This is a genomic window from Pantoea sp. PNA 14-12, assembly GCF_004364735.1.
GTDB classification, from domain to species: Bacteria; Pseudomonadota; Gammaproteobacteria; order Enterobacterales; family Enterobacteriaceae; genus Pantoea; species Pantoea stewartii.
On sequence record NZ_SOAJ01000001.1, the window covers coordinates 835,669 to 855,042 of the forward strand.

A 19,374-nucleotide genomic window follows, 5' to 3' on the forward strand; every position below is an offset into this window, starting at 1 on the left:
TTATACGCTGCCCCCACTATTGCGCTTAAAAAAGCGTAATTCTATACTGAACACTAATGACTTTATAAGTACAGGTAATGGGCTGTGTACAGAGAAATTGAAACCTTCAGAGCAGTTATGCTTACAGGAAGCGCAACGAAAGCGGCTGAAATGATTGGCGTTTCTCAGTCTGCCGTCAGCCAGAAATTAAAAATTTTTGAAAACGAATGCGGGCTTGTGTTGTTCAGGCGAGAAAGGGGCAGGTTAGAAGCCACGGAAAATGCTCACCTGCTTATGAAAGAGGTTGAAAAACATTTTCGCGGTATAGAACTGATTGAACACAAAGTGAAATCTCTCAAAAATCGTATTGATACAACCATCCATCTTGCGGCTCACCCGGTGTTCGGGCAAAAAGTGATTCCGAAAGTGATTGCTGACTTTGTCAAAGCCTCTGTGACGAAAGTCAAATTTTCTATTAACAGTTCTCGAGATATTTATGAAACCGTAGATTCGGGAGAACTGGATTTTGGTCTGGTAGCAAACGAAATATATGGCAACAGCTGCGTTTTTTACAGTTTCTGCACGGTACAAGGTGTATTCATTACGCCAAAAAACATGCTCAGCGCCTCAGTAAAATCGGTCAGCCTTACAGAGATAGCCGATCAAAACTTTATCGCCCTTAACTCTGAGGATACGACGAGAATAGCGCTGGAAAAAGAGTGTCGGTTAAAGAAATTAAGCTTAAACATGCTCGTTGAAACGCCATATTGTCATACGGTGTTAGAAATGGTGACGTCTGGGGCCGGTGTGGGTATTGTGCATCCTCTGACCCTGGCGGGGATTAACGCTGAAGCAGTAGATGTATTTACGCTTCGTGAAAATATTACTTTCGGAAGCAATTTGATTTTCAGAAAAGACAAGGTGTTGAAATCCAGCGCAAAAGAATTGATAAAAAATCTCAGAATTCAGACGGCAAGAGAATTAAGAGAAGTGTCAAAGGTCCATCATGTCGATATCAAGGTAAAGCAATTCAATATTTGACTGTTTAATCTTGCCATTCTGCGTTTTTAACTTTCAGATGGCCGTCTGATTTACCCCAACTCCGCCTGTCAGCTCAGTAGACATGTGACCTGCGTTTTTACTTAAGTTGTCACAGTAAAAATACCTGATGGATGGCTGGCTGAATGCAAACAGGCACCCATCTCAAAGCGGGTCAGTATTAAAAAAACACGCCTGTTTCCTTGCCTCTCTGTGCCTCGGATTGGTGAGACAGGAGCTTTACCATTCCCCGCTTCGGGCGTTTAAACAAACCGGTTATTTACCATGGTGATCTGAGATAGGCTGAGAAATCAGGCCTCACGATTAAGGTGCCGTGCAGAGCCTGGACGCCTTTTCCTGCAACTGTTTCCCCGCGTTACAGAGGCAATATTTCATTACTCTCTTTAACAACCGATATCATCAAACTGTCACAGAAGAATTTTTGAATACCTGAGGCGCGTCTCAACACCGCGCCCGCTTTTGTGAACATGTTTCTCATTTCGCTGAGTGCTGTCCAGGCAAACATCGATTAACTTACTTAAGCTGAGAGGATTCATCATGTCTCTGTCTGTCATTAAAAATGCAGTTAAAACCACAGCGTTGGCCACTGTCGTACTGGCTGGCCTGCAGGTGTCTTCGTTTGCAAAGGATCTGCCTTCTCAAATGACTTTCGGTGCAGTGGCAACCGGCAATGTTTCTGCTAAAAAGCCTGATGTTTCTGTTAATGAACGTGCAGTTAAACTGGCCGCGTGGCATCACCATCTGGAGATTAACCAGGCCTGTGATGATCCTTCGCTGGGTGTGGGTCCGAGTTGCCCGAACGAAGGCAACGCATAACGAGTAAAATCGACAGACACCGTTCACAGGTGCGGTGTCTGTGTTTCCTGAACTGACCGGCTACGGGCCAGTCAGCTTTCTGCCCGCAGGGTATCTGAGCTTTTATCCTGCGCCTGAACGTCTTCCGGCCCAATAACAGGACAGCAGACCGCCATACGGGGCAGACAGGGTAAGCGCGTTCACCCTGGTGATGGCAGGAACCGCCTCAACGCATTTCTCCGCCTGTGATGAAAAAACGCCAAATGTTCCGGCTGTGGGAAAAGACCAGAACCAGTAAATGTAACGCTATTTAGCAGCGCTGGCCGACAGGATTGAAGTCACCTGCCGCAACCAGAGTGGTGCGACCGTCAGCGACATGAGTGCGTCATTGATCATGACCTACTGGCAGGCCAAAACAGCACGTATCGACGTGACAAAGGCACTTTACCGCTCGGTGGCAGAGCTGGATAACCAGCCGCTGATTGACACGTTTAGCAAGCGGGTAAACCGCGCGACAACAGCGATGCTTACGAGCGCCAGCAACATGACGTTTCCTGACGTCAGTAGCGTCAACCTGACGCTTATCACCGTCATATTTGGCACCGTGCGTAATGTGTTTGAGCAGGACCTTACGCCGTCAAACGCGGACAGGGTGATCCGACAGCTCATCACCATGTGCAATGCCTGTCTGGATACCTTCAGGACGGGGTAACGTTCCTTCTGCGGTAAGTTCCGTTGGCCGGGCGGGGGCTGCGGTAAGCGACTTTCGGCGTGCATCCCGGGCACATTGCTTTTCTGCTGCGGAAAACCAGCTTACCAGCAAAAAAGTGTAAGGTGTCGTGCGCAGAATGGCTGCGTATCGCTGACGTTTATCCTCTGTACGCACGGCGCATTTATTAAACGTCCTGGCTGGCATCAGATACACCTGAGCCCCGCCGTGTGCGACTTGCGCATGCTGTAAACGTACGGCGAAGGTAAGGCCGCGCAAAACATGCCGAACCGCTGCTAACAGGTTGCGTATGGCCAACCAGGCGGAGAACAGGAGTAAGGAGCTGACGCTGATGGTCGGTGACGTCGCTCCGTCATTTGTCCAGGCGCAGGCAGAAAAGATTGGGGGATTTAGCCCGCAAATTTCATATATGCACACCTGATCAGGTAAGGTTCGACTGAATAATATGCCCAGACTGACGACAGGACATTCAGGTCATGCTGACTGTCACCTGAATAGGCTTTTAACAGTTTATCTTTCTTGTCTTTGGACAGTATCACCTCTTCAAGCGTGTCTTTCATCGCTTTCCGGACATCGTCAGGCGCAGCTTTAAAAATCTGGCTTGAAAAAACGGTATCAGACAGCGCTTTCATTTTTTCAGGGTGTCCAAACGCGTCAAAGATGACGGCATCAGAGGCGGCCTGAATTAACGGAATGGACGTGATGTGGCAGTATTCCTGTACTGTTTTAAGGTCTGGCGTCTGAGCCGCGAGAGCATTGCCTGTCATCAATAAGAAAAAATAAATTAATCGTTTCATAACTACCCTAGTGTAAAACCCCTGTTACAGAAACGCGGTCTGCCATAAAGTGAGAACACGACGTCATCGGGATAAAGTGAAAGGGGAAAGGTGCAATCTTTGCCCGTCGGGTATTAAACGCTGAAATATGAAGTATTCAACGCCTCTGCTCAGCGCTAAAAGCCAATCCCTGGTCGCGATCACAAGACGAATATTAAGTGTAATGCTTTTCGCTTTCGTCCTTATGCGGGTTGACGTCAGACGCGTATTCATGCTTTAAAACCACAGAAAAAAGGGGCCCGGACGTGAGCCCCAAATGACTGCATTAACTTGCTATCGATTATAGAGTGTTACTCACCGGTTAGCCGGTTCGCTTAATGATAATCGGCAAAGCAAATGTAAATTGCAAGTTTTTGATTATGTTGAAATATAATTTATATATTAGTCCGAATATCTCAAGTAATAGTATATTTCGCTGATGATTTGCGTTGTCAAACCATAATGGACCAGTTCTTTATAGAATGTATAAAGCGCCGGGTGACAGACAAATCATAATGCGAAATGGTATCCGCCAGGACCTGGATTCTGATGTAATCCAGGCCTGCGTCAACATAGTTAATCAACGTGCTGTTCGCATCCTCAATAACGCGCTTAATACAGCTGTTTTATTGCCTGCAATATATTGCTGTGCATTCTGATTTGCCTTCGGTGAGCCGATAGCCCTGAGATGGCGGATATACCGCCGGGGCTGGCCGGCGGTATAACCTGTGTGTCAGAACTGCGTCCAGTTATTCTCGCTACTCTGGTATGTTCCCGCCAGCGGCGTTAAGGTTACTGGTTGCGCGGCAGATCTGCCCGGATGTGGCTTGATATCGGGCTTTCTGACGTTCCCGTCTGCACCAGGCGTAAACGCGGCGACCAGGCCGTTCAGCGCTTCTGCCTGTTCGGTCAGAGAGCGGGCAGCGGAGGACGCTTCTTCAACCAATGCGGCGTCTGCTGCGTCACGTCGTCCATCTGATTCACCGCCTGATGCACCTGGCTTATTCCCAGCGACTGCTCCTGCGCTGCAACCGAAATTTCTTCAATCAGATCGGTGACCTGACGGACTGCATCATCCATTCGCGCCATGTTCTCACCAACGTCACTGGCCTGAGACGCTCCGGCCTCTACAAACGCGATGGATGATTCAATCAGCTCTTTGATTTCATGCGCCGAGGCGGAGGATCGCTGTGCAAGATTTCTGACTTCGCCAGCCACGACCGCAACAGAAGTCGGTAATCGTATTCACTGACAGTCTTTTTGATAAAACATTAATCGGCCCGAAACGTCTGGCCGGCTAATCAAGCCTCAGACAAGGAACACTAATTTACAAGGCCAGGTTCAGCAGAACGCATCGCCGCATGGATTTCTTCTGCTGCGCCATCGCCTAAAGGAAGCAGGGGAGAACGCACTGTCGCATGGTCAAGAATGCCACGTGCAACCAGTGCATGTTTCAGTGCCACCGTGCCTTCCATGTGAGATCCGCGATGGTAAACCGCTTTCGTAACAGGCAGCAGGCGGTCGTGGATTTTACGGGCCTTACTGTAATCCTGATCCTTGCCCGCCTTAATCATTTCAATCAGAGGTTCCGGGGCGATATTACCGTAGCCCACTAACATGCCATCCACATCAAAAACGGTGTGCAACAAATATTCATCGTGGCAGGTCAGCACCTGAAGATCAGGACGCTCCCGGCGAATCAAGGGGATTTCTGTATCCCAGCGACGCATGTTTCTGACACCGTTCTTCATGGCAAAAACCCCGGGCTGCGCTGAGATATCAAGTAAGGTTTTCAGGTTATAAGTCGCTTTGGTCACATCCGGGTACTGGAACAGAATCAACGGTAGCCCGCTTTCCTCATACACAACGCGATAGCGGTCCTGAGGAGCACCATCCTGATAACCGAACCGGAGCCAGCCATGTGAAGGATAAAGAAGGCCAGCTGAAGCCCCCGCATCAACAGCCCGCTTAGTTTCAAGCGCTGCCACTTCCGTCCCCTCACCGGTGATACCTGCAATCACAGGAATTTTTCCTTCAACAGACGTAACGAAAGCACGTATTACCGAGGCCTGTTCTTCCTGGGTCAGGAATGTGCCTTCACCCGCACGCCCCAGGACAACACATCCTTTAACACCATTGATGCTGCCCAGCCAGCTCCCCAGGCGCTGAAGGGCATCATAATCAATACGTCCGTCGCGCGTTGAAGAAGGCCGTGGTTTTGCCGTGGTGGCTGGCGAGGTGCGTAATCTTGCGCAACGAACCTCCTCCTCGGCAAAGGAAATCAGAGAGCTGATTGATTCGTCGATGCAGTTTATCCATAAAGGTTCGGAACAGACTGAAGGGGTCAGATATAATCTTAACCGTATGAACGATGCGGTGAATCAGGTGAACGACCTTATTAATGAAATATTAGTGGCGGCCAGAGAACAGTCGCAGGGTATCAGCCAGGTTCATCAGGCGGTCAATCAAATGGATGACGTTACACAACAAAATGCTGCACTTGTCGAAGAAGCTTCTGCGGCTGCGCTGTCCCTTAAGGAACAGGCCCTGTCACTGAGCAAACTGGTTTCTGCTTTTATTATATCGCCCCGCAAAAGCTCAGAAAATAAGAAGCCGGTAATCAGCCCGGAAACGTCAGGGCAGGGGCATGTTTATCCTTCCCCAGGCGAAGCGGCTCTTTCTGATAATAACTGGCAGACATTCCAGGAGCGTGTTCCGTTTAAGTGCCGGGTTGTCACGGTGGATAAATACTTTCCTGTTTATTCAGTAATATGCATCCGCCCTGCGATCAGGATTTATGTGGATAGCCTGAACTGTATGAAAAGGAAGGATCGGGCCAATGTTAACAGACTCATCTAAGTCAGCTGTTACAGGAAAAAGCAGTGCCGACAGCCTCGCAACGCTGCCGGCACAGCTTAACCAGTGTTTATTTTTTAGAAATTAAGGGGTTATTTGGCAGTGATATACTGATGGCTCATCTCAAATGAGATAACCGGGAGTCTGCTTTGGGCCAGAAACAAACATTGCAAATATCACTGTTTTAATAAGTCATAACATGTGGACTTCATTGACTGCGTTCCATCAACTCAAGCGTCTGACCATCGGGGCTTTGTAAATATATTACTCTGGTTCCCTGCATGGGTCCTGACAAAACTGTCTGCGGTTTCCCTGGCGTCTTCCAGCCATAGTCCGATACTTTGCTCAAGAGCATATCAAGATCCTGCACTATAAACGCAAGATGCGCGTAGCCTGGGATATAGGGCGCTGAAGGCTCCTGTGGCTGTTCAATGTTATTGTATTGTAATAATTCAATTTTAATGCCAGCCAGTTCAAGCAAAGCCATTCGTACATCCGCTCCCCTTGCGCCTGTTACTTCATCAATAACAGGTCCAGACATTTTCCCTTCGCGTAATAACTTCCCTCCAAGGATATAGGTCCAAAAAAATAATGAGTCTTCAATATTTTTAACTGAAAAACCGACGTGATCAGCACTTAAAATCATGAGATTATCTGCTCCCAGTTGACTGATAAGAGACTGCATTACAAGTCTTTACCAGGTGTAGAAAAACTACGAAGGTCCGCTCCTCGCTCAAAGCGGACCTTCATCTCAGTCATCCTGTTCGCTTTGTGACAGAAGCGGATACTGACATATCCGCACTGCATTATTACATCAGCGCAGAGCAGTACTTATCAAAAATATTCCATAGGGCAGTATTCGTCTGACATTCAGGCAGGCCGAATCCGGATGTTTGGCTCAAAATGTAACGACGTTAAACTTTGCACCCAAAGTCGGCTGAGTTCTGTAGCAGAAATTATTACTGCAGAAAATACCTACAGGTCAAAGTGAAGGTGCTTCTGGCACACCTGCAATCGGCTATTACCCAGGGATACAAAGTAAGGAAGGAATAGGATTGACTAATTAATCAAGTATCCTGGTCCGAGTGCAAAAAGGTCGACGAAATATTTTAAAGACGAAGTTTTGTCGTGTAGAGGCACTAAGCCAACTTACTCTCTCCCTTTGTTAAAATATATCAACCTGACTCTGGCATCATAACGTCCGCTTTTCACGCGGCGGATTTATCTGATACATTTCCGGGAAGTCTTCTCTGCCGTCCGCGTTGTTACCATCTTGACTGTCGTAGTCATTATTCCAGCGTTGTCACTCCTTTTAAAACGGGCTCAGTTTCTGTGGGGACAGGATATTGAAAAAAGGATTTTTAACATGGCAAATCATTCATAGCGGGCCTGGGACCGCCAGAAGGGAAATTACCGGGTTAACAGAGGAGGTACAGGCGGGCCTTCCGGTGCAGTATCAATATCATGTTAGGTCATCCGGAAAGCTTCAGGATAATGTTTCCGCTCCGTTCTTCTGGCCGGCTCTGTGCTGCGCGATATGTACAGGCAATACGGCCAGCTACATAGCCATTCGCTCTAAATCTGATTAATCCAGTAAGGCTATGAAATAGTAGCCTTTATTTTAAAAAAAAAAGCCAGATACTTATAAGAACAAAAAGTTACAAAAAAATATATTAAACAATTCATAAACACAACGAGGAATCTTCAAAAAAAACTTCCAATAATTTTATTACATGCGATAAATGGAAAAAAGGTTTCGTAACCAAGTGAAATAATTGAAATAAATTTAACATATTTCCGTAATTACGATTTACATGAAACTCGTAAAGCTAAGAAAAGTTTAACTTTAAATGTGCATGAAAGAGCTAATTTTTTATCAGCTTTGGCTCTTGTTGTAACGGAGTAGCAGTTATCTTAAATAGCTAACCTTGGGAGAAATGAAATGTTAAATGTCCTATCTGAAGAAGAAGTTTTACTTGTTTCGGGTGGAAGCACAGCAAGTGATGGTATTGCATGTGCCGCAGGTATTGCCGCGACAGCATTAGCATCTGAAACTATAGCAGGAGGAGCAGCAGCGGCATTAGGAGCTGCCGCCGCATGTGCAAACTATGCAGATGATCTCTCGAATGATGATGATAGCGACGACGGCGATGACGATGGTGACGGTGGTGATAATTAATTAACTAATAAGTGCCTGGTTTTGCAGGCACTTAATTTATAAGGGTAATAAAATGTCAAACAAACATAAAATTAGATTTTTTTTTGGATTATTAGCTTTTCTTTTGATTGTTGTAAGTTTTTTTATTGATTTTAGTAATGATGAGCCCCCAAAGCCGTCTCACATAGCATTGCTAATAATCATTTTCGTAGCTATGGTTTTTTCAATTTACAAAACAAAAAACAGGAAGAAAGATAATGAGTAATGCTAAGAAAAAGTTATTTTTAACTTTCATCTCAATGCTACCTTTATCTGTTTATTGTGAAGATCATGTATCAAAATATTCAATTGAGGTTGTATCAAATTTTGAAGTTAGCAAAAATAAAAAAATAAAATCCGTGTATAATGAAACTATAAAGATAAATTCTGCTGTTGGTGCAAAAAGTCTATCAAATATAAAAATCCCCTTTGATCAATATTTTTGGAATTTAACTATAAAAAACGCAAAGATAATCAAAAAAAATGGTCAGGAGGTCGCTGCTATTGTAAGACAAGATAATAATGATTTAATCGGGGCAAAGAATAATTTGTCAGACATTAGGACAACTTCTATTTCTTTTCCTGATTTAGTGGAAGGTGATACAATCCACATAACAATTAATAAAATCCAAAAGAAAACCATCTTTCCTGGTGGGTTTTCAGAAGTATTCAAAGCACCTATTGAATCTAACTATAAGAAATATAGCATCAGATTTGAAATTCCTGCCACTACTAATCTAAAGACTCAATCAACTGGATTTGATAAGAGTATTAAGTTTAGTAATGGCAAAAAAATTATAACATGGAATTTAAGCAAACAAGCGCATAACACACACAAGAGTGAATCCAAAATTAAAACAGCACCCTATTTAGTCGTTTCAAGCTTCAAAAGCTGGAATTCAATTGCTAAAAACTTCAGTAAATTGGCAGATCACTATAGCACCCCAACTCCTGATGTAAAAAAGTTAGCAGACGAATTAACATTCAATATAAAAGATAAAAAAGAACAGACCAGGATTATTTTTAACTGGGTTTCTCAAAATATTGAGTACACGAATATTTCACTTGGTGATAGTGGATATATACCAAATTCTGCTTCTGATATAATTAAGAGTAGACATGGCGACTGTAAAGATCATGTAACATTAATGAGAGCTTTACTTAAAGCCAAAAACATCAAATCAAAATATATTCTTATTTCTTTTCAACCCTATTATCAAAAAAACATCATTCCTACGATAGCATGGTTTGATCATGTTATAATTTTTATTCCAGAATTGAATATTTATTCCGATCCAACATCTAAATTATTAGCATTCAACTCATTGCTACCCAACCAGATAAAAAAGCCTGCCTTAATGGTTAATGGTCAGACAGGTAGAATAATAACGACACCTAATGTATCTCTTCAAAAAAACAAAATAGTAAATGAGGTTGATTTTTACTATGAAAAAAACCAATTCGTAGGACATCAAAAAACAACTGCTATTGGACCAGTAGCTGCAATTTTGAGGCAAGATTTAAATTATGCACAAGATAAAGGTGGTAATATTTTTATCAAAAAGATTTTAGAGCACAACAACTTAACGGGAGAAGGTTCAATTGAAAATTTAAAAAATAAGATATCCCAAGACGATCCCGTTGTTATTGTGAGCAATTTTAATATAAAAAATAAAAATACTGACAATCTGAATTACCCTGAAGTAATTGAGTTTCTACATCCACCACTGACACGTATCTTAAGTAATGGTGGCGTTCAGCAAAAAGAAATTTCTTTATGTATTTCGGAAGAATATATAGAAAAGAGTCTTTTCCACATTCCTGAAGGATGGAAGTTAGAAAAAAAACCTTTTGAGAAAACCATAAAAACAAAACTTTTTACTTATACCTCTCATTATGATTTTGCGAAAGGAAATCTTTATAGCGAGAAAATAATTAATGTATATTCAAATAATCCAGAATGTGATAAGGATAATATCAGTCAATTTAGGAAAAAGATAAATGAAGTAAAAGAAGACTTTAGGCATAAAATTAGTTTGGTTAAAATATGAATAATTTATGCCTATAAAAATACTATCCGCATCTTTAAAGTACATGTCAATGTTAATCTATAATTGGTATGATCATGACCGGCATGAAAAAAACTTTATTCATAATAAAAGATTATAACAATGAAGATGAAGGAAAACTAATATTTAATAACGATAAATGGTTAATTGTTTATGTGGTTTCAACAATTACAATCATACTAGGCTTTATTTTTCTTATTTTATTTGGTGAGTATAGTGAAAAATCTCATGTTAGCGGTTATTTGATACCAGATAAGGGTTTGATAAAAGTCACAGCCATACATCAGGGTATAATTTCTCGTGTAAATGTGGTGGAAGGTCAGCATGTTTTAAAAAATGAACTACTTTTTGTTATTGATCTGAATTCTATTAGTGATCAAGGAAAGACTTCTGATTTAATTTCAGACAGTCTGAAAAAAAGGCATAAGTTACTTGTTAATGAATTGAGTAGATTACATTTAATTCACCTTAGCCAAACAGAAATGATCGAGAAATCAATTAGTTCACTTTCTCAACAAAAAGTTGCTCTCGAAAAAGAGATTCAGGCTGAAAATATATATTTATCTTTATCCGAAAGAAACCTTAAACGATACTCTGCGCTAGGAAAAAACAATGCAATTTCTCAGTCTGACATTGAGAAAGCTCAGCAATATTTTCAAGCAGCAATCATTCAACTAAACTCAATGAAAAGAGTGCTTGCATCCACTGATGGGAACTTAGAACAAAATATACAAGAGAGAAAATCTCTAATTGATAAGCAAAATAATGAAGATTCTCAGCTACAAAGATCTATTGAAGAAATTGAGCAAGAAATGATTCAAATTTCTCAGCAGCAATATCTTGATTTAACTGCATCCTCTGATGGCACTGTTACACAAATTACTGGAAAATTAGGAGGCGAAGCGGATACTGCCATTCCTCTAGCAACCATACTCCCTGATGGAGCGAATTTGGAAGCTGATATGTATGTACCTTCTATTTCTGTTGGTTTTGTTAAAAAAGGAAATGAAGTTTTGCTCGCTTATCAAGCATATCCGTATCAAAAATTTGGATTACAACATGCGGTGGTATTTGAAATAGATAAGACTGCAGTTAATCCCAAAGAACTGCCCTTTTCCCCAACTTCACAAGATCCTATGTATCTTGTAAAAGCCAGATTAGATAAGCCTGTCATTACAATATACGGTAAAGATGAACAACTCCAGTCAGGAGAAAAATTTGATGCTTACCTTATTTTGGAACATAGAAAAATATGGGAGTGGGCTATTGACCCACTTATTGCTGAAAAAGAAAAATTTTAAGAGATTTATATGCGAGTTTTATATCAAACCGAAAGAACAGAGTGCGGATTAGTTACTGTTGCAATGATTGCAAGTCATTATGGACTGGAATTTGATTTAATTCAGTTAAGAAACATTTATCCCACATCTATGAAAGGAACTAATTTAAAAAACCTAATGGATGTTTTTTCTAAAATGAATTTAGAAAGCAGACCCGTTCGTTGTGACGTTGAAGAAATAAAAGAATTAAGGTTGCCAGCTATAATTCACTGGAAAATGGATCATTTTGTAGTACTGAAGAAAGTCAAAGGAAATAAATATTATATCAATGACCCGGATTTGGGTAGTGTAGTGGTTAGCAACCATGAATTTAATAAATCATTCACTGGTATAGCTCTTGAAGTATGGCCTGGGCCAAAATTCAAAAAAGCGGATAAAAGAAGCAAAATAAATATTCAATCAATAATACCATTTAGCTTTGAATTAAAAAAATTAATTTTCTATATTTTCATTCTCGCTTTAGCAATTGAAATATCAACGTTAGTGATTCCTATCTTACAAGAGATCATTTTAGATGATTCAGTTGTAACTGGAGATTTAGATCTTCTGACTATATTGGTTATTGCTATTGCATTATTTTCTTTTGGTTCTGTTGTAACTACTGCTGTAAAAAGTATTATTGAAAGAAAAATAACATCATCTTTGTCCATTATAGTTCCTTCACATATATTTAAACATATTTTCTCATTGCATATCGGTTGGTTCGAAAAAAGGTCAGCAGCTGATATAGCAAATAGGTTCGATTCGGCAAATACAATACATAAAACGTTAACTACAAGTACAATAAGTGCTGTAATTGACGGTTTAGTAGGCATACTTGCCTCAGTTATTATGTTCTATTATAGCCCTGTTTTAGCATCGATTGTATGTGTTACCTTTTTGATATATAGCATATTAAGATTCGCTTGGTATTCCAATTACAGGCAAAAGTCAGCTGGTTCTTTAAAGCAAAACTCAAAAATCCAGTCTTTTATTTGGGAATCACTGAGAGGCGCCGCGACGATAAAACAATTCAATGCTAATCATCAACGGCATCAAAAGTACTTATTCATGCTTGGAAACTATGTTAGAACTCAATCGGATCTTCAAAATATTAATACAGCCTACACTTTTATTCATGACTTGATCTTTGCCGTTGAAAAAATAATAACGATATATCTAGGTGCAAAGCTTATTATTAATGGTGGATTTACGATCGGGATGTTTACAGCGTTTATGGGTTTCCGCGAAAATTTTATCAATAGAGGTTCCAGTCTCATAAATACACTGATGGAGTTCAGAAGCCTAAGTGTTCATTTAGACCGTATATCTGACATAATACTTACACCAAAAGAACATGATTCCAGCCTTCCGTTCTTGGGAGATACGGTTGGAATAATGAAAAAAATAAGCATTAATAATATAAGCTATGCATATGGTGAAAATGAAAAATATATTATTAAAGACTGCTCATTTGACGTTTTTAAGGGAGAAACTGTTGCTCTCATTGGACCATCGGGGATAGGTAAGTCAACACTTCTTAAAATAATTTCTGGTCAATTAAAGCCCAGCTCAGGAAATATACTAATCGATGACCGTGCGTTAGAATCAATTGATTACAATATGATCCGCTCTATTATCTCTTTTGTAAGACAAGACGATATGTTGTTTGCTGGAACCATTACAGAAAACATTGCTTTTTTAGAAAAAAAACCAGATTTTGAAAAAGTTAAGAGACTGGCTGTTTCAGTTAACTTACATGATGAGATACAAGGAATGCCTATGGGCTATAATACCTTAATTGGACCTCTTGGAACCGGACTTTCTGGAGGGCAAGCACAACGAATAATGATTGCGAGAGCTCTTTATAGATCCCCTCAAATTTTGTTATTAGATGAGGCGACAAGCCATCTAGACATTAAAAACGAGATGATAATATCAAATCTATTAAAAAACTCAGGGATAACGCAAATTATAATAGCCCACAGAGCAGAAACTATCGCCAAAGCTGACAGAGCTATTAACATAAGTGATTTAATATAGCTATTAATCCTATGTTTATTATGATATTACTATCTACTTCGTTTTTTTTTTAATTTTATTTTTTTCTTACTTTTACAGATTAAAAAGCCAGGCAATAAGCTTTGTTAAATAATTAAGATTCCGTATGAACGACCCAGCACCTGGTCGGATTTTCAGGCTATACGCACGCTTTATGGCATATTTGCCTTAATCATTTTATTCAGCGCACGCAACACGTTCAGTACCTCTGCGACCGGACCATCGTAGTCGCTCAGTCTCAGTGAACCACCAAACATTTGTTCAACTCTGTAACGTTTACACTACCGAGCGACAGATTGTAATCTATTTTCCATTTCCACCGCGCACTGCTCACGTTCAGATGTTGATTAGCGACTTCATGATTAAGATCTGCGTACTCGCTGGGCCGTTAATTCGCCCCTTTGAGAATGAATGAAATCACTAATTATCTTAAGACCAGTTCATCGTGACATAGCCAAATGTTGTCAGAATCATTGGCGTCTGACCAAATTTTCCAGTGGGTCTGCCGGATTGATCCGAAAGTGGCTCTGAGTTAGTAACGTTGTTAAGTGCCAGGTCAACATCGATGTTTTCACATATCTTGCTGTCAACGGTCAGATGCAGTTTTCGCCAGATAAGGCTTCGTTCTTTACAAGATTTTTTGACTTACCATTCGCTATAAGCAAGTGTTAATTATAAAGGCAGCCCTTCAATACCTGTTTCTTCTTTAAGATTTCTGGATGCAGCTGTTTAAAGAGTTTCTCCCTTTTCTAATCCACCGGCAGGCAAGCTGAAGCAACTGTTCATTCAGCCAGTATTACTCCTTCGAAGCAGGCAGAATTCATCCCCTCGTAAAAGTAAAATAAACACTGCAACGGATAGGTTATGTCTTTCACGACTCTTGGCCATACTACAGGCTCCGCTCTGGACATCAGGGCAATGCGGATCTTTGTCGCTGTTGCAGAGGCAGGGAGTTTTGTTGCTGGCGGCAAGGCGATGGGGTTAACGCGCTCTTCTAACCGGGTAAAGCGATAACCCGGTTAGAAGAGCACCTGCAGACAAGGCTTTTTCAACGCACCACGCGGCGGTTATCTCTGACCCCAGAGGGGCATGAATTCTATCACCGCTGCTGCAGATTACTGGAAGACATAGAAGAAGCCGAAGCCAGTATCCGGCATAATTCACCAGTGCCAAAAGGCATTCTGAGACTGACCGTGTCAGAGGGTTATGGCAAAATGGTTATCCTTCCTTTTCTCCAGACGTTTTTACAGAACTCACCGAATATAAACATTGAAGTCAGCCTTAGCGATCGGGTTGTCGATCTGGTGGAAGAAGGATTTGACCTTGCCGTTCGGGTAGGCAATGCAGCCACAAGCCATCAATACATCACGCAGGTGATCGACAGAGCAAGGTCACAGCTATTCGTATCACCGGACTATCTTAAGCAATGGGGTAAACCGGAATCACCTGCTGACCTCAAAGAGCATCGTCGTCTTGTTTATGGTTTAGGAGCGGCTTCAGGCGCATGGACACTCTTTGACGAGGAGCATGGGCAAATAACGCTGAACGGCAGGAACCATGTCAGGTTCGACAGCGGCGATGCCATACGCTTAGCTGCCATAGCCGGATTGGGTATCGGTTATTTACCTTCATCCATGATTGAAAAGGATATTTTAGCAGGGCACCTGGTACAGGTATTGGCTGATACACGAGGCGAGGAGGTTGCTATCCATGCTATTTACCCCACTCGCTTACATCTCTCCCTGAGGGTGCGCATTTTTATTGATGGCCTAAAAAACTTTCTAAGTAATCATAAAAAAAGAAATATCTCTCGTTGAGAATATATATCTCCATTTCTCGCTCAACGCGGGCATTATCAGCAACGAGGCCGGGTTAAAAAAGCAGCAGTATATGACAGTTAAATGATTTCTCTGTGACACAGTTAAAGAAAGTAACTATTGTGGCGATAACGGTATAGCGTGATATACACGCTTTAACTACAAGGACTTAACATGGCCGTCATTAACACCAATACGCTTTCACTGGTTACGCAGAATAACCTGACCAAATCACAGTCTGCTCTGGGCACGGCAATTGAGCGTCTCTCTTCCGGTCTGCGCATCAACAGCGCTAAAGACGACGCAGCCGGCGAAGCTATCGCTAACCGCTTTACTTCTAACATCAACGGTATGACCGTTGCAGCCCGTAACGCCAACGACGGTATCTCTCTGTCGCAGACGGCTGAAGGCGCACTGACCGAAATCAACAATAACCTGCAACGCGTACGCGACCTGACCGTTCAGGCGCAGAACAGCTCTAACTCAGCGTCTGACATCGACTCAATCCAGGCGGAAGTTAACCAGCGTATGCAGGAAATCGACCGCGTCACCAAACAGACCGACTTCAACGGGATTAAAGTCCTGAACACCGGTTCCGGCAGCACCACCTACAACTTCCAGGTAGGCGCAAAAGACGGTCAGACAATCGGCATTACGCTGAGCGCAAGTGATGGCTTCGACCTGGCAGCAGCGGGGCAGTCAGGCACCACTCAGAATACCGAGACAACCACGGGCCAGACCGTAAACGGCAATGCCCGCAGCACCTCTGCTATCGGCTTCGACGTTCTGAAGGGCGCGGTCACCGGCGGCACTGGCGGGACGGCGTCCAGCAATACGCCGCTGGCCGACATTGATAAAGCGATTAAGGCGGTCGACAACCAGCGCAGCCTGCTGGGTGCGTCTCAGAACCGTTTTGAGTCCACCATCAGCAACCTGAACAACACCGTGACCAACTTGACCGCTGCCCGCAGCCGTATTCAGGATGCGGACTACGCGACGGAAGTGTCAAACATGTCCCGCGCGCAGATCCTGCAGCAGGCCGGTTCTTCTGTACTGGCACAGGCCAACCAGGTGCCACAGACCATGCTGTCTCTGCTTCGTTAACAGACGCCGGTGAGCTGCATTCCGTAATGCAGCTCATCAGCATTCAGCGCCGTGAGCGTAAGCGCTCTTCCTGCCTGCACACCCTGTGATACAGTCCATAAAACAAGCAAAATCCAATCCATATTTTGTCTCATCGCGCTTTAACGCATATTCACTGATGACCAGGCCCGGTTTTGGACCCGTAGCAGGGGCAGTAAAGGGTATGATGCGCAATTCAGTCCGAGCCCGGCAAAATGGGACGTTGTGTTGAGTAGTGGGCACACTCCCCGGAAGCCAACCAGAAAGTGTGCGATGAAACTGAAGGGTGCAGTGGTGATTTTAAAGGCGCGAAGAGGCATCCAGCCGGATTTGCAGACGGCTTATGTTTTCGGTTATCTCCGCGGTTCTGTCGGCCAGTTCGCGGATTTCGCTGGCAATAACAGAAAACCCTCGTCCCTGCACGCCGGCTCTGGCGGCCTCAATGCTGGCATTTAGTGAGATGAGTTTGATCTGAGCGGCAATATTGGCATTTTCAGAGACCAAATCAGCGATCTCACTGACAGAGGCTGATGCCTCATCTCTTCGCTGGCGTTCATGCTCAGCCTGAACCTCCTGGTCTTTCAGCGTCTGTATATCGATCAGCGCCCCGACCGCCCGCAAAGGTATACCCTCTTTGTCCCGTCGGGTCTGCCCACGTGCACGGAACCACCGGTAATTGCCGTTTTTGAGTTTAACGCGGTATTCAACGTCATAACCTGTTGCGCCCGAATGGTCGTTAAGGTGTTTGATAAAGGCATCCAGCGTGTGCTGACTGTCGTCGGGATGGAGACGGGAAGCCCAGCTGCCAATCACATCAGGAAACTCTTCAACGGTTTCGAATCCAAGCAGTTTTCTGAACTGTGGGGACCACCAGAAAACGTTATTCGGATGTAAAGGGTCACCATTGATGATCTGCAGGTCCCAGAGCCCGTCATTCAGCATTTCACGCGACAGGTTGAAGCGGGTCATGACAATGTCATATTCGCTTTCGTGCGCCACGTCCTCACTGATGTTCAGCAACGTACCTGTCAGCCTCTGGTTATGGCCGTCAGCGCCGCGCTCACGTTTAACGGCTACCTGAAACCATTCGTAGCTGCCGCCTGCCGTCATAAAACGGCATTTATGGGTCACACCGGAAGCGGCAGAGGGCTGAACGGTTCGTAAAAGCTGTCTGAAATGACTTTTGTCTTCATCATGAACAAGCGAGCAAAGCGCCGAGAGAGTCAGGATATTGTTCCCCCCTTGCGGAAAATTAAACGGCGCGGCAGATGAAATCCAGAGCGGAGTGCTGTCGGTGATGTCTTTCCCCTCACAGACCCACAAGAACTCTGGCAGCAGAGTCAAAAAACTGTCCAGACGATCTGATAACGTCCCGCATGGCGGCACTTCTTCGACGGGCACCTCCTGGCGTGGCGGTAAAATGACTTCTGGCGCGGGCGGGGATTTCCTGAATAATTTGCCTAACATAACTGCTCCCTGAGATTAAAATTAATTACAGACAGGTTATCGGCCATGTTGCAGGATGCATAAGTCAGCTAAATGATGAAATTTTCTACTGTTTAGCCGGGCAGCTTTGTCTGCAGATCATGTAGGGTAATGCCCGAATGAGGCTTTTTTTCGCGCGCCGGTCTCTTACAACGCAGAGAAGGGAAACGGGGCAGGCCTTATAATCACAGACCGCCGCCAAAAAATATTCGCGCCTGGCAGACGCAATACAGCTGATAAATCTGACCACATCAACCGCGATATTTTCGCCAGTCTTTTGCTTTTGCCGTCTTACCCATCATTTACCCCTGGTTATTACAGGGCCACGTGAAGTAGGTTATCCACTCCGCCATCATCGCCAACAGGAGACCCGGATGAAAAACGTTTTCGCGCTGTTGTTTGGTCTTGCAACACTTATCCCGTTGAAGGCTTCGGCTGACAGTACATTTGTGTTTTTCCGTCATGGCGAAAAGCCCGACAACGCCAGCGGGCAACTGACCTGCAAAGGGCTGAATCGCGCCCTGAAACTGCCGAGGGTATTGCTCAGCCGCTACGGCAATCCCGATGCGCTTTATGCCTCGGCACCAAAAGAGGATAAAACCGGCAGTTCACTGCGCCCGCTTTCAACCCTTATTCCTCTGGCGGTACAGGTTTCTCAACCCGTCATACTGCGTTTTCACGCCGACAAGCCCAATAAGCTGGTCGCGGATCTGCTGGCAGAAAAAGCGGTGCCTCTGACGTTTATCTCATGGGAACACAAAAATCTGGTGACCGCTGCGCGCAGGCTGGTTGAAAAAACGGGTGGGGATGCCGGGCAGGTGCCGGACTGGTCAGCAACCGATTTCGATTCTGTCTATGTGGTGAAAATTGACGACAATCAGCATTTTAAATCCTTTAAACAGGATGCCGAGGGACTGAATGGCGTTTCATCTGATTGTCCTGACCGGTAGAAATGAATGCGCAGGTGGTTTGACATGAAAGCCTGTAACGAAGCCGCTAAAAGACAGCGATGCCTGATGGCTGAGAAACGGGAAAGCTGAGAGCGGCGCGTTGAGCATGAAAGAGGCCAG

General features: G+C 43.7%; 16 protein-coding genes and 2 pseudogenes. 12 read left to right on the forward strand and 6 right to left on the reverse strand.

The annotated features are described in order from the left end of the window. The first annotated feature begins 84 nt into the window (after positions 1 to 84). From C7434_RS04080 to C7434_RS04090, 3 genes are all read left to right on the forward strand, one after another. A complete protein-coding gene (locus C7434_RS04080) occupies positions 85 to 1,020 on the forward strand; it encodes a LysR substrate-binding domain-containing protein (RefSeq protein WP_133745167.1) in 936 nt (311 codons plus the stop codon). A 555-nt stretch (positions 1,021 to 1,575) separates the two neighbouring features. Continuing rightward, positions 1,576 to 1,854, forward strand: a complete 279-nt coding sequence (locus tag C7434_RS04085) for a hypothetical protein (RefSeq protein ID WP_033737924.1) — start codon at positions 1,576 to 1,578, stop codon at positions 1,852 to 1,854. Positions 1,855 to 2,209: 355 nt separating this feature from the next. Then, positions 2,210 to 2,545, forward strand: coding sequence for a hypothetical protein (locus C7434_RS04090; protein ID WP_050504744.1), 336 nt, complete (start codon positions 2,210 to 2,212; stop codon positions 2,543 to 2,545). 407 nt (positions 2,546 to 2,952) lie between these two features. On the opposite strand, the gene C7434_RS04095 is transcribed toward C7434_RS04090, so the two are convergent. The 3 genes and pseudogenes from C7434_RS04095 to C7434_RS04105 form a co-directional block, all read right to left on the reverse strand. Continuing rightward, positions 2,953 to 3,360, reverse strand: coding sequence for a hypothetical protein (locus C7434_RS04095; RefSeq protein ID WP_033737925.1), 408 nt, complete (start codon positions 3,358 to 3,360; stop codon positions 2,953 to 2,955). 751 nt (positions 3,361 to 4,111) lie between these two features. Then, positions 4,112 to 4,602: pseudogene (locus C7434_RS04100) on the reverse strand (methyl-accepting chemotaxis protein); the annotation flags it as partial. Positions 4,603 to 4,700: 98 nt separating this feature from the next. Further along, a pseudogene (locus tag C7434_RS04105) lies at positions 4,701 to 5,579 on the reverse strand (dihydrodipicolinate synthase family protein); the annotation flags it as partial. Between the two features lie 22 nt (positions 5,580 to 5,601). Between C7434_RS04105 and C7434_RS04110 the strand changes: the two are divergent. Further along, positions 5,602 to 6,237, forward strand: a complete 636-nt coding sequence (locus C7434_RS04110) for a methyl-accepting chemotaxis protein (RefSeq protein WP_243835874.1) — start codon at positions 5,602 to 5,604, stop codon at positions 6,235 to 6,237. A 205-nt stretch (positions 6,238 to 6,442) separates the two neighbouring features. Here the strand turns inward: C7434_RS04110 and C7434_RS04115 are convergent, their stop codons facing one another. Together C7434_RS04115 and C7434_RS22120 are read right to left on the reverse strand one after the other, a co-directional pair. Further along, positions 6,443 to 6,880: a VOC family protein gene (locus C7434_RS04115; protein ID WP_133745309.1), complete on the reverse strand. Its 438-nt coding sequence runs from the start codon at positions 6,878 to 6,880 to the stop codon at positions 6,443 to 6,445. 821 nt (positions 6,881 to 7,701) lie between these two features. Beyond that, positions 7,702 to 7,779, reverse strand: coding sequence for a hypothetical protein (locus tag C7434_RS22120; protein ID WP_226374504.1), 78 nt, complete (start codon positions 7,777 to 7,779; stop codon positions 7,702 to 7,704). Positions 7,780 to 8,176: 397 nt separating this feature from the next. On the opposite strand from C7434_RS22120, the gene C7434_RS04120 reads away from it, so the two are divergent. The 7 genes from C7434_RS04120 to C7434_RS04150 all read left to right on the forward strand — a co-directional run bounded on the left by C7434_RS04120 (position 8,177) and on the right by C7434_RS04150 (position 16,801). Then, positions 8,177 to 8,413 carry a hypothetical protein gene (locus C7434_RS04120; RefSeq protein ID WP_110267613.1) on the forward strand — a complete coding sequence of 79 codons (237 nt, stop codon included), beginning with the start codon at positions 8,177 to 8,179 and terminating at the stop codon, positions 8,411 to 8,413. A 236-nt stretch (positions 8,414 to 8,649) separates the two neighbouring features. Further along, entirely contained in the window at positions 8,650 to 10,482 is a 1,833-nt protein-coding gene (locus tag C7434_RS04125) for a DUF3857 and transglutaminase domain-containing protein (protein WP_133745169.1), read from the forward strand. An 83-nt stretch (positions 10,483 to 10,565) separates the two neighbouring features. After that, complete coding sequence (locus C7434_RS04130) at positions 10,566 to 11,801, forward strand: HlyD family efflux transporter periplasmic adaptor subunit (protein ID WP_166649045.1); 1,236 nt, start codon at positions 10,566 to 10,568, stop codon at positions 11,799 to 11,801. Positions 11,802 to 11,810: 9 nt separating this feature from the next. Continuing rightward, complete coding sequence (locus tag C7434_RS04135) at positions 11,811 to 13,862, forward strand: peptidase domain-containing ABC transporter (RefSeq protein WP_133745171.1); 2,052 nt, start codon at positions 11,811 to 11,813, stop codon at positions 13,860 to 13,862. 882 nt (positions 13,863 to 14,744) lie between these two features. Then, a complete protein-coding gene (locus C7434_RS22130) occupies positions 14,745 to 14,894 on the forward strand; it encodes a LysR family transcriptional regulator (protein ID WP_226374482.1) in 150 nt (49 codons plus the stop codon). A gap of 200 nt (positions 14,895 to 15,094) precedes the next feature. After that, on the forward strand, positions 15,095 to 15,697 hold the full coding sequence (locus tag C7434_RS22140) for a substrate binding domain-containing protein (protein ID WP_232374210.1): 603 nt from the start codon (positions 15,095 to 15,097) through the stop codon (positions 15,695 to 15,697). Positions 15,698 to 15,871: 174 nt separating this feature from the next. Beyond that, positions 15,872 to 16,801, forward strand: coding sequence for a flagellin (locus tag C7434_RS04150; RefSeq protein ID WP_039340776.1), 930 nt, complete (start codon positions 15,872 to 15,874; stop codon positions 16,799 to 16,801). Between the two features lie 318 nt (positions 16,802 to 17,119). On the opposite strand, the gene C7434_RS04155 is transcribed toward C7434_RS04150, so the two are convergent. Then, complete coding sequence (locus C7434_RS04155) at positions 17,120 to 18,286, reverse strand: PAS domain-containing methyl-accepting chemotaxis protein (RefSeq protein WP_133745172.1); 1,167 nt, start codon at positions 18,284 to 18,286, stop codon at positions 17,120 to 17,122. Positions 18,287 to 18,678: 392 nt separating this feature from the next. Here C7434_RS04155 and C7434_RS04160 point away from each other — a divergent pair, with 392 nt between their 5' ends. Further along, positions 18,679 to 19,254 carry a histidine phosphatase family protein gene (locus C7434_RS04160; protein ID WP_006119690.1) on the forward strand — a complete coding sequence of 192 codons (576 nt, stop codon included), beginning with the start codon at positions 18,679 to 18,681 and terminating at the stop codon, positions 19,252 to 19,254. Positions 19,255 to 19,374 lie beyond the last annotated feature (120 nt).

Excerpts from the sequence above, each read along its gene's own strand:
- C7434_RS04085 (WP_033737924.1), top strand. The coding sequence starts at position 1,576 with ATGTCTCTGTCTGTCATTAAAAATGCAGTTAAAACCACAGCGTTGGCC.
- C7434_RS04090 (WP_050504744.1), top strand. The coding sequence starts at position 2,210 with ATGAGTGCGTCATTGATCATGACCTACTGGCAGGCCAAAACAGCACGT.
- C7434_RS04095 (WP_033737925.1), bottom strand. The coding sequence starts at position 3,360 with ATGAAACGATTAATTTATTTTTTCTTATTGATGACAGGCAATGCTCTC.
- C7434_RS04115 (WP_133745309.1), bottom strand. The coding sequence starts at position 6,880 with ATGATTTTAAGTGCTGATCACGTCGGTTTTTCAGTTAAAAATATTGAA.
- C7434_RS04120 (WP_110267613.1), top strand. The coding sequence starts at position 8,177 with ATGTTAAATGTCCTATCTGAAGAAGAAGTTTTACTTGTTTCGGGTGGA.
- C7434_RS04125 (WP_133745169.1), top strand. The coding sequence starts at position 8,650 with ATGAGTAATGCTAAGAAAAAGTTATTTTTAACTTTCATCTCAATGCTA.
- C7434_RS04130 (WP_166649045.1), top strand. The coding sequence starts at position 10,566 with ATGAAAAAAACTTTATTCATAATAAAAGATTATAACAATGAAGATGAA.
- C7434_RS04135 (WP_133745171.1), top strand. The coding sequence starts at position 11,811 with ATGCGAGTTTTATATCAAACCGAAAGAACAGAGTGCGGATTAGTTACT.
- C7434_RS22130 (WP_226374482.1), top strand. The coding sequence starts at position 14,745 with ATGTCTTTCACGACTCTTGGCCATACTACAGGCTCCGCTCTGGACATC.
- C7434_RS22140 (WP_232374210.1), top strand. The coding sequence starts at position 15,095 with ATGGTTATCCTTCCTTTTCTCCAGACGTTTTTACAGAACTCACCGAAT.
- C7434_RS04150 (WP_039340776.1), top strand. The coding sequence starts at position 15,872 with ATGGCCGTCATTAACACCAATACGCTTTCACTGGTTACGCAGAATAAC.
- C7434_RS04155 (WP_133745172.1), bottom strand. The coding sequence starts at position 18,286 with ATGTTAGGCAAATTATTCAGGAAATCCCCGCCCGCGCCAGAAGTCATT.
- C7434_RS04160 (WP_006119690.1), top strand. The coding sequence starts at position 18,679 with ATGAAAAACGTTTTCGCGCTGTTGTTTGGTCTTGCAACACTTATCCCG.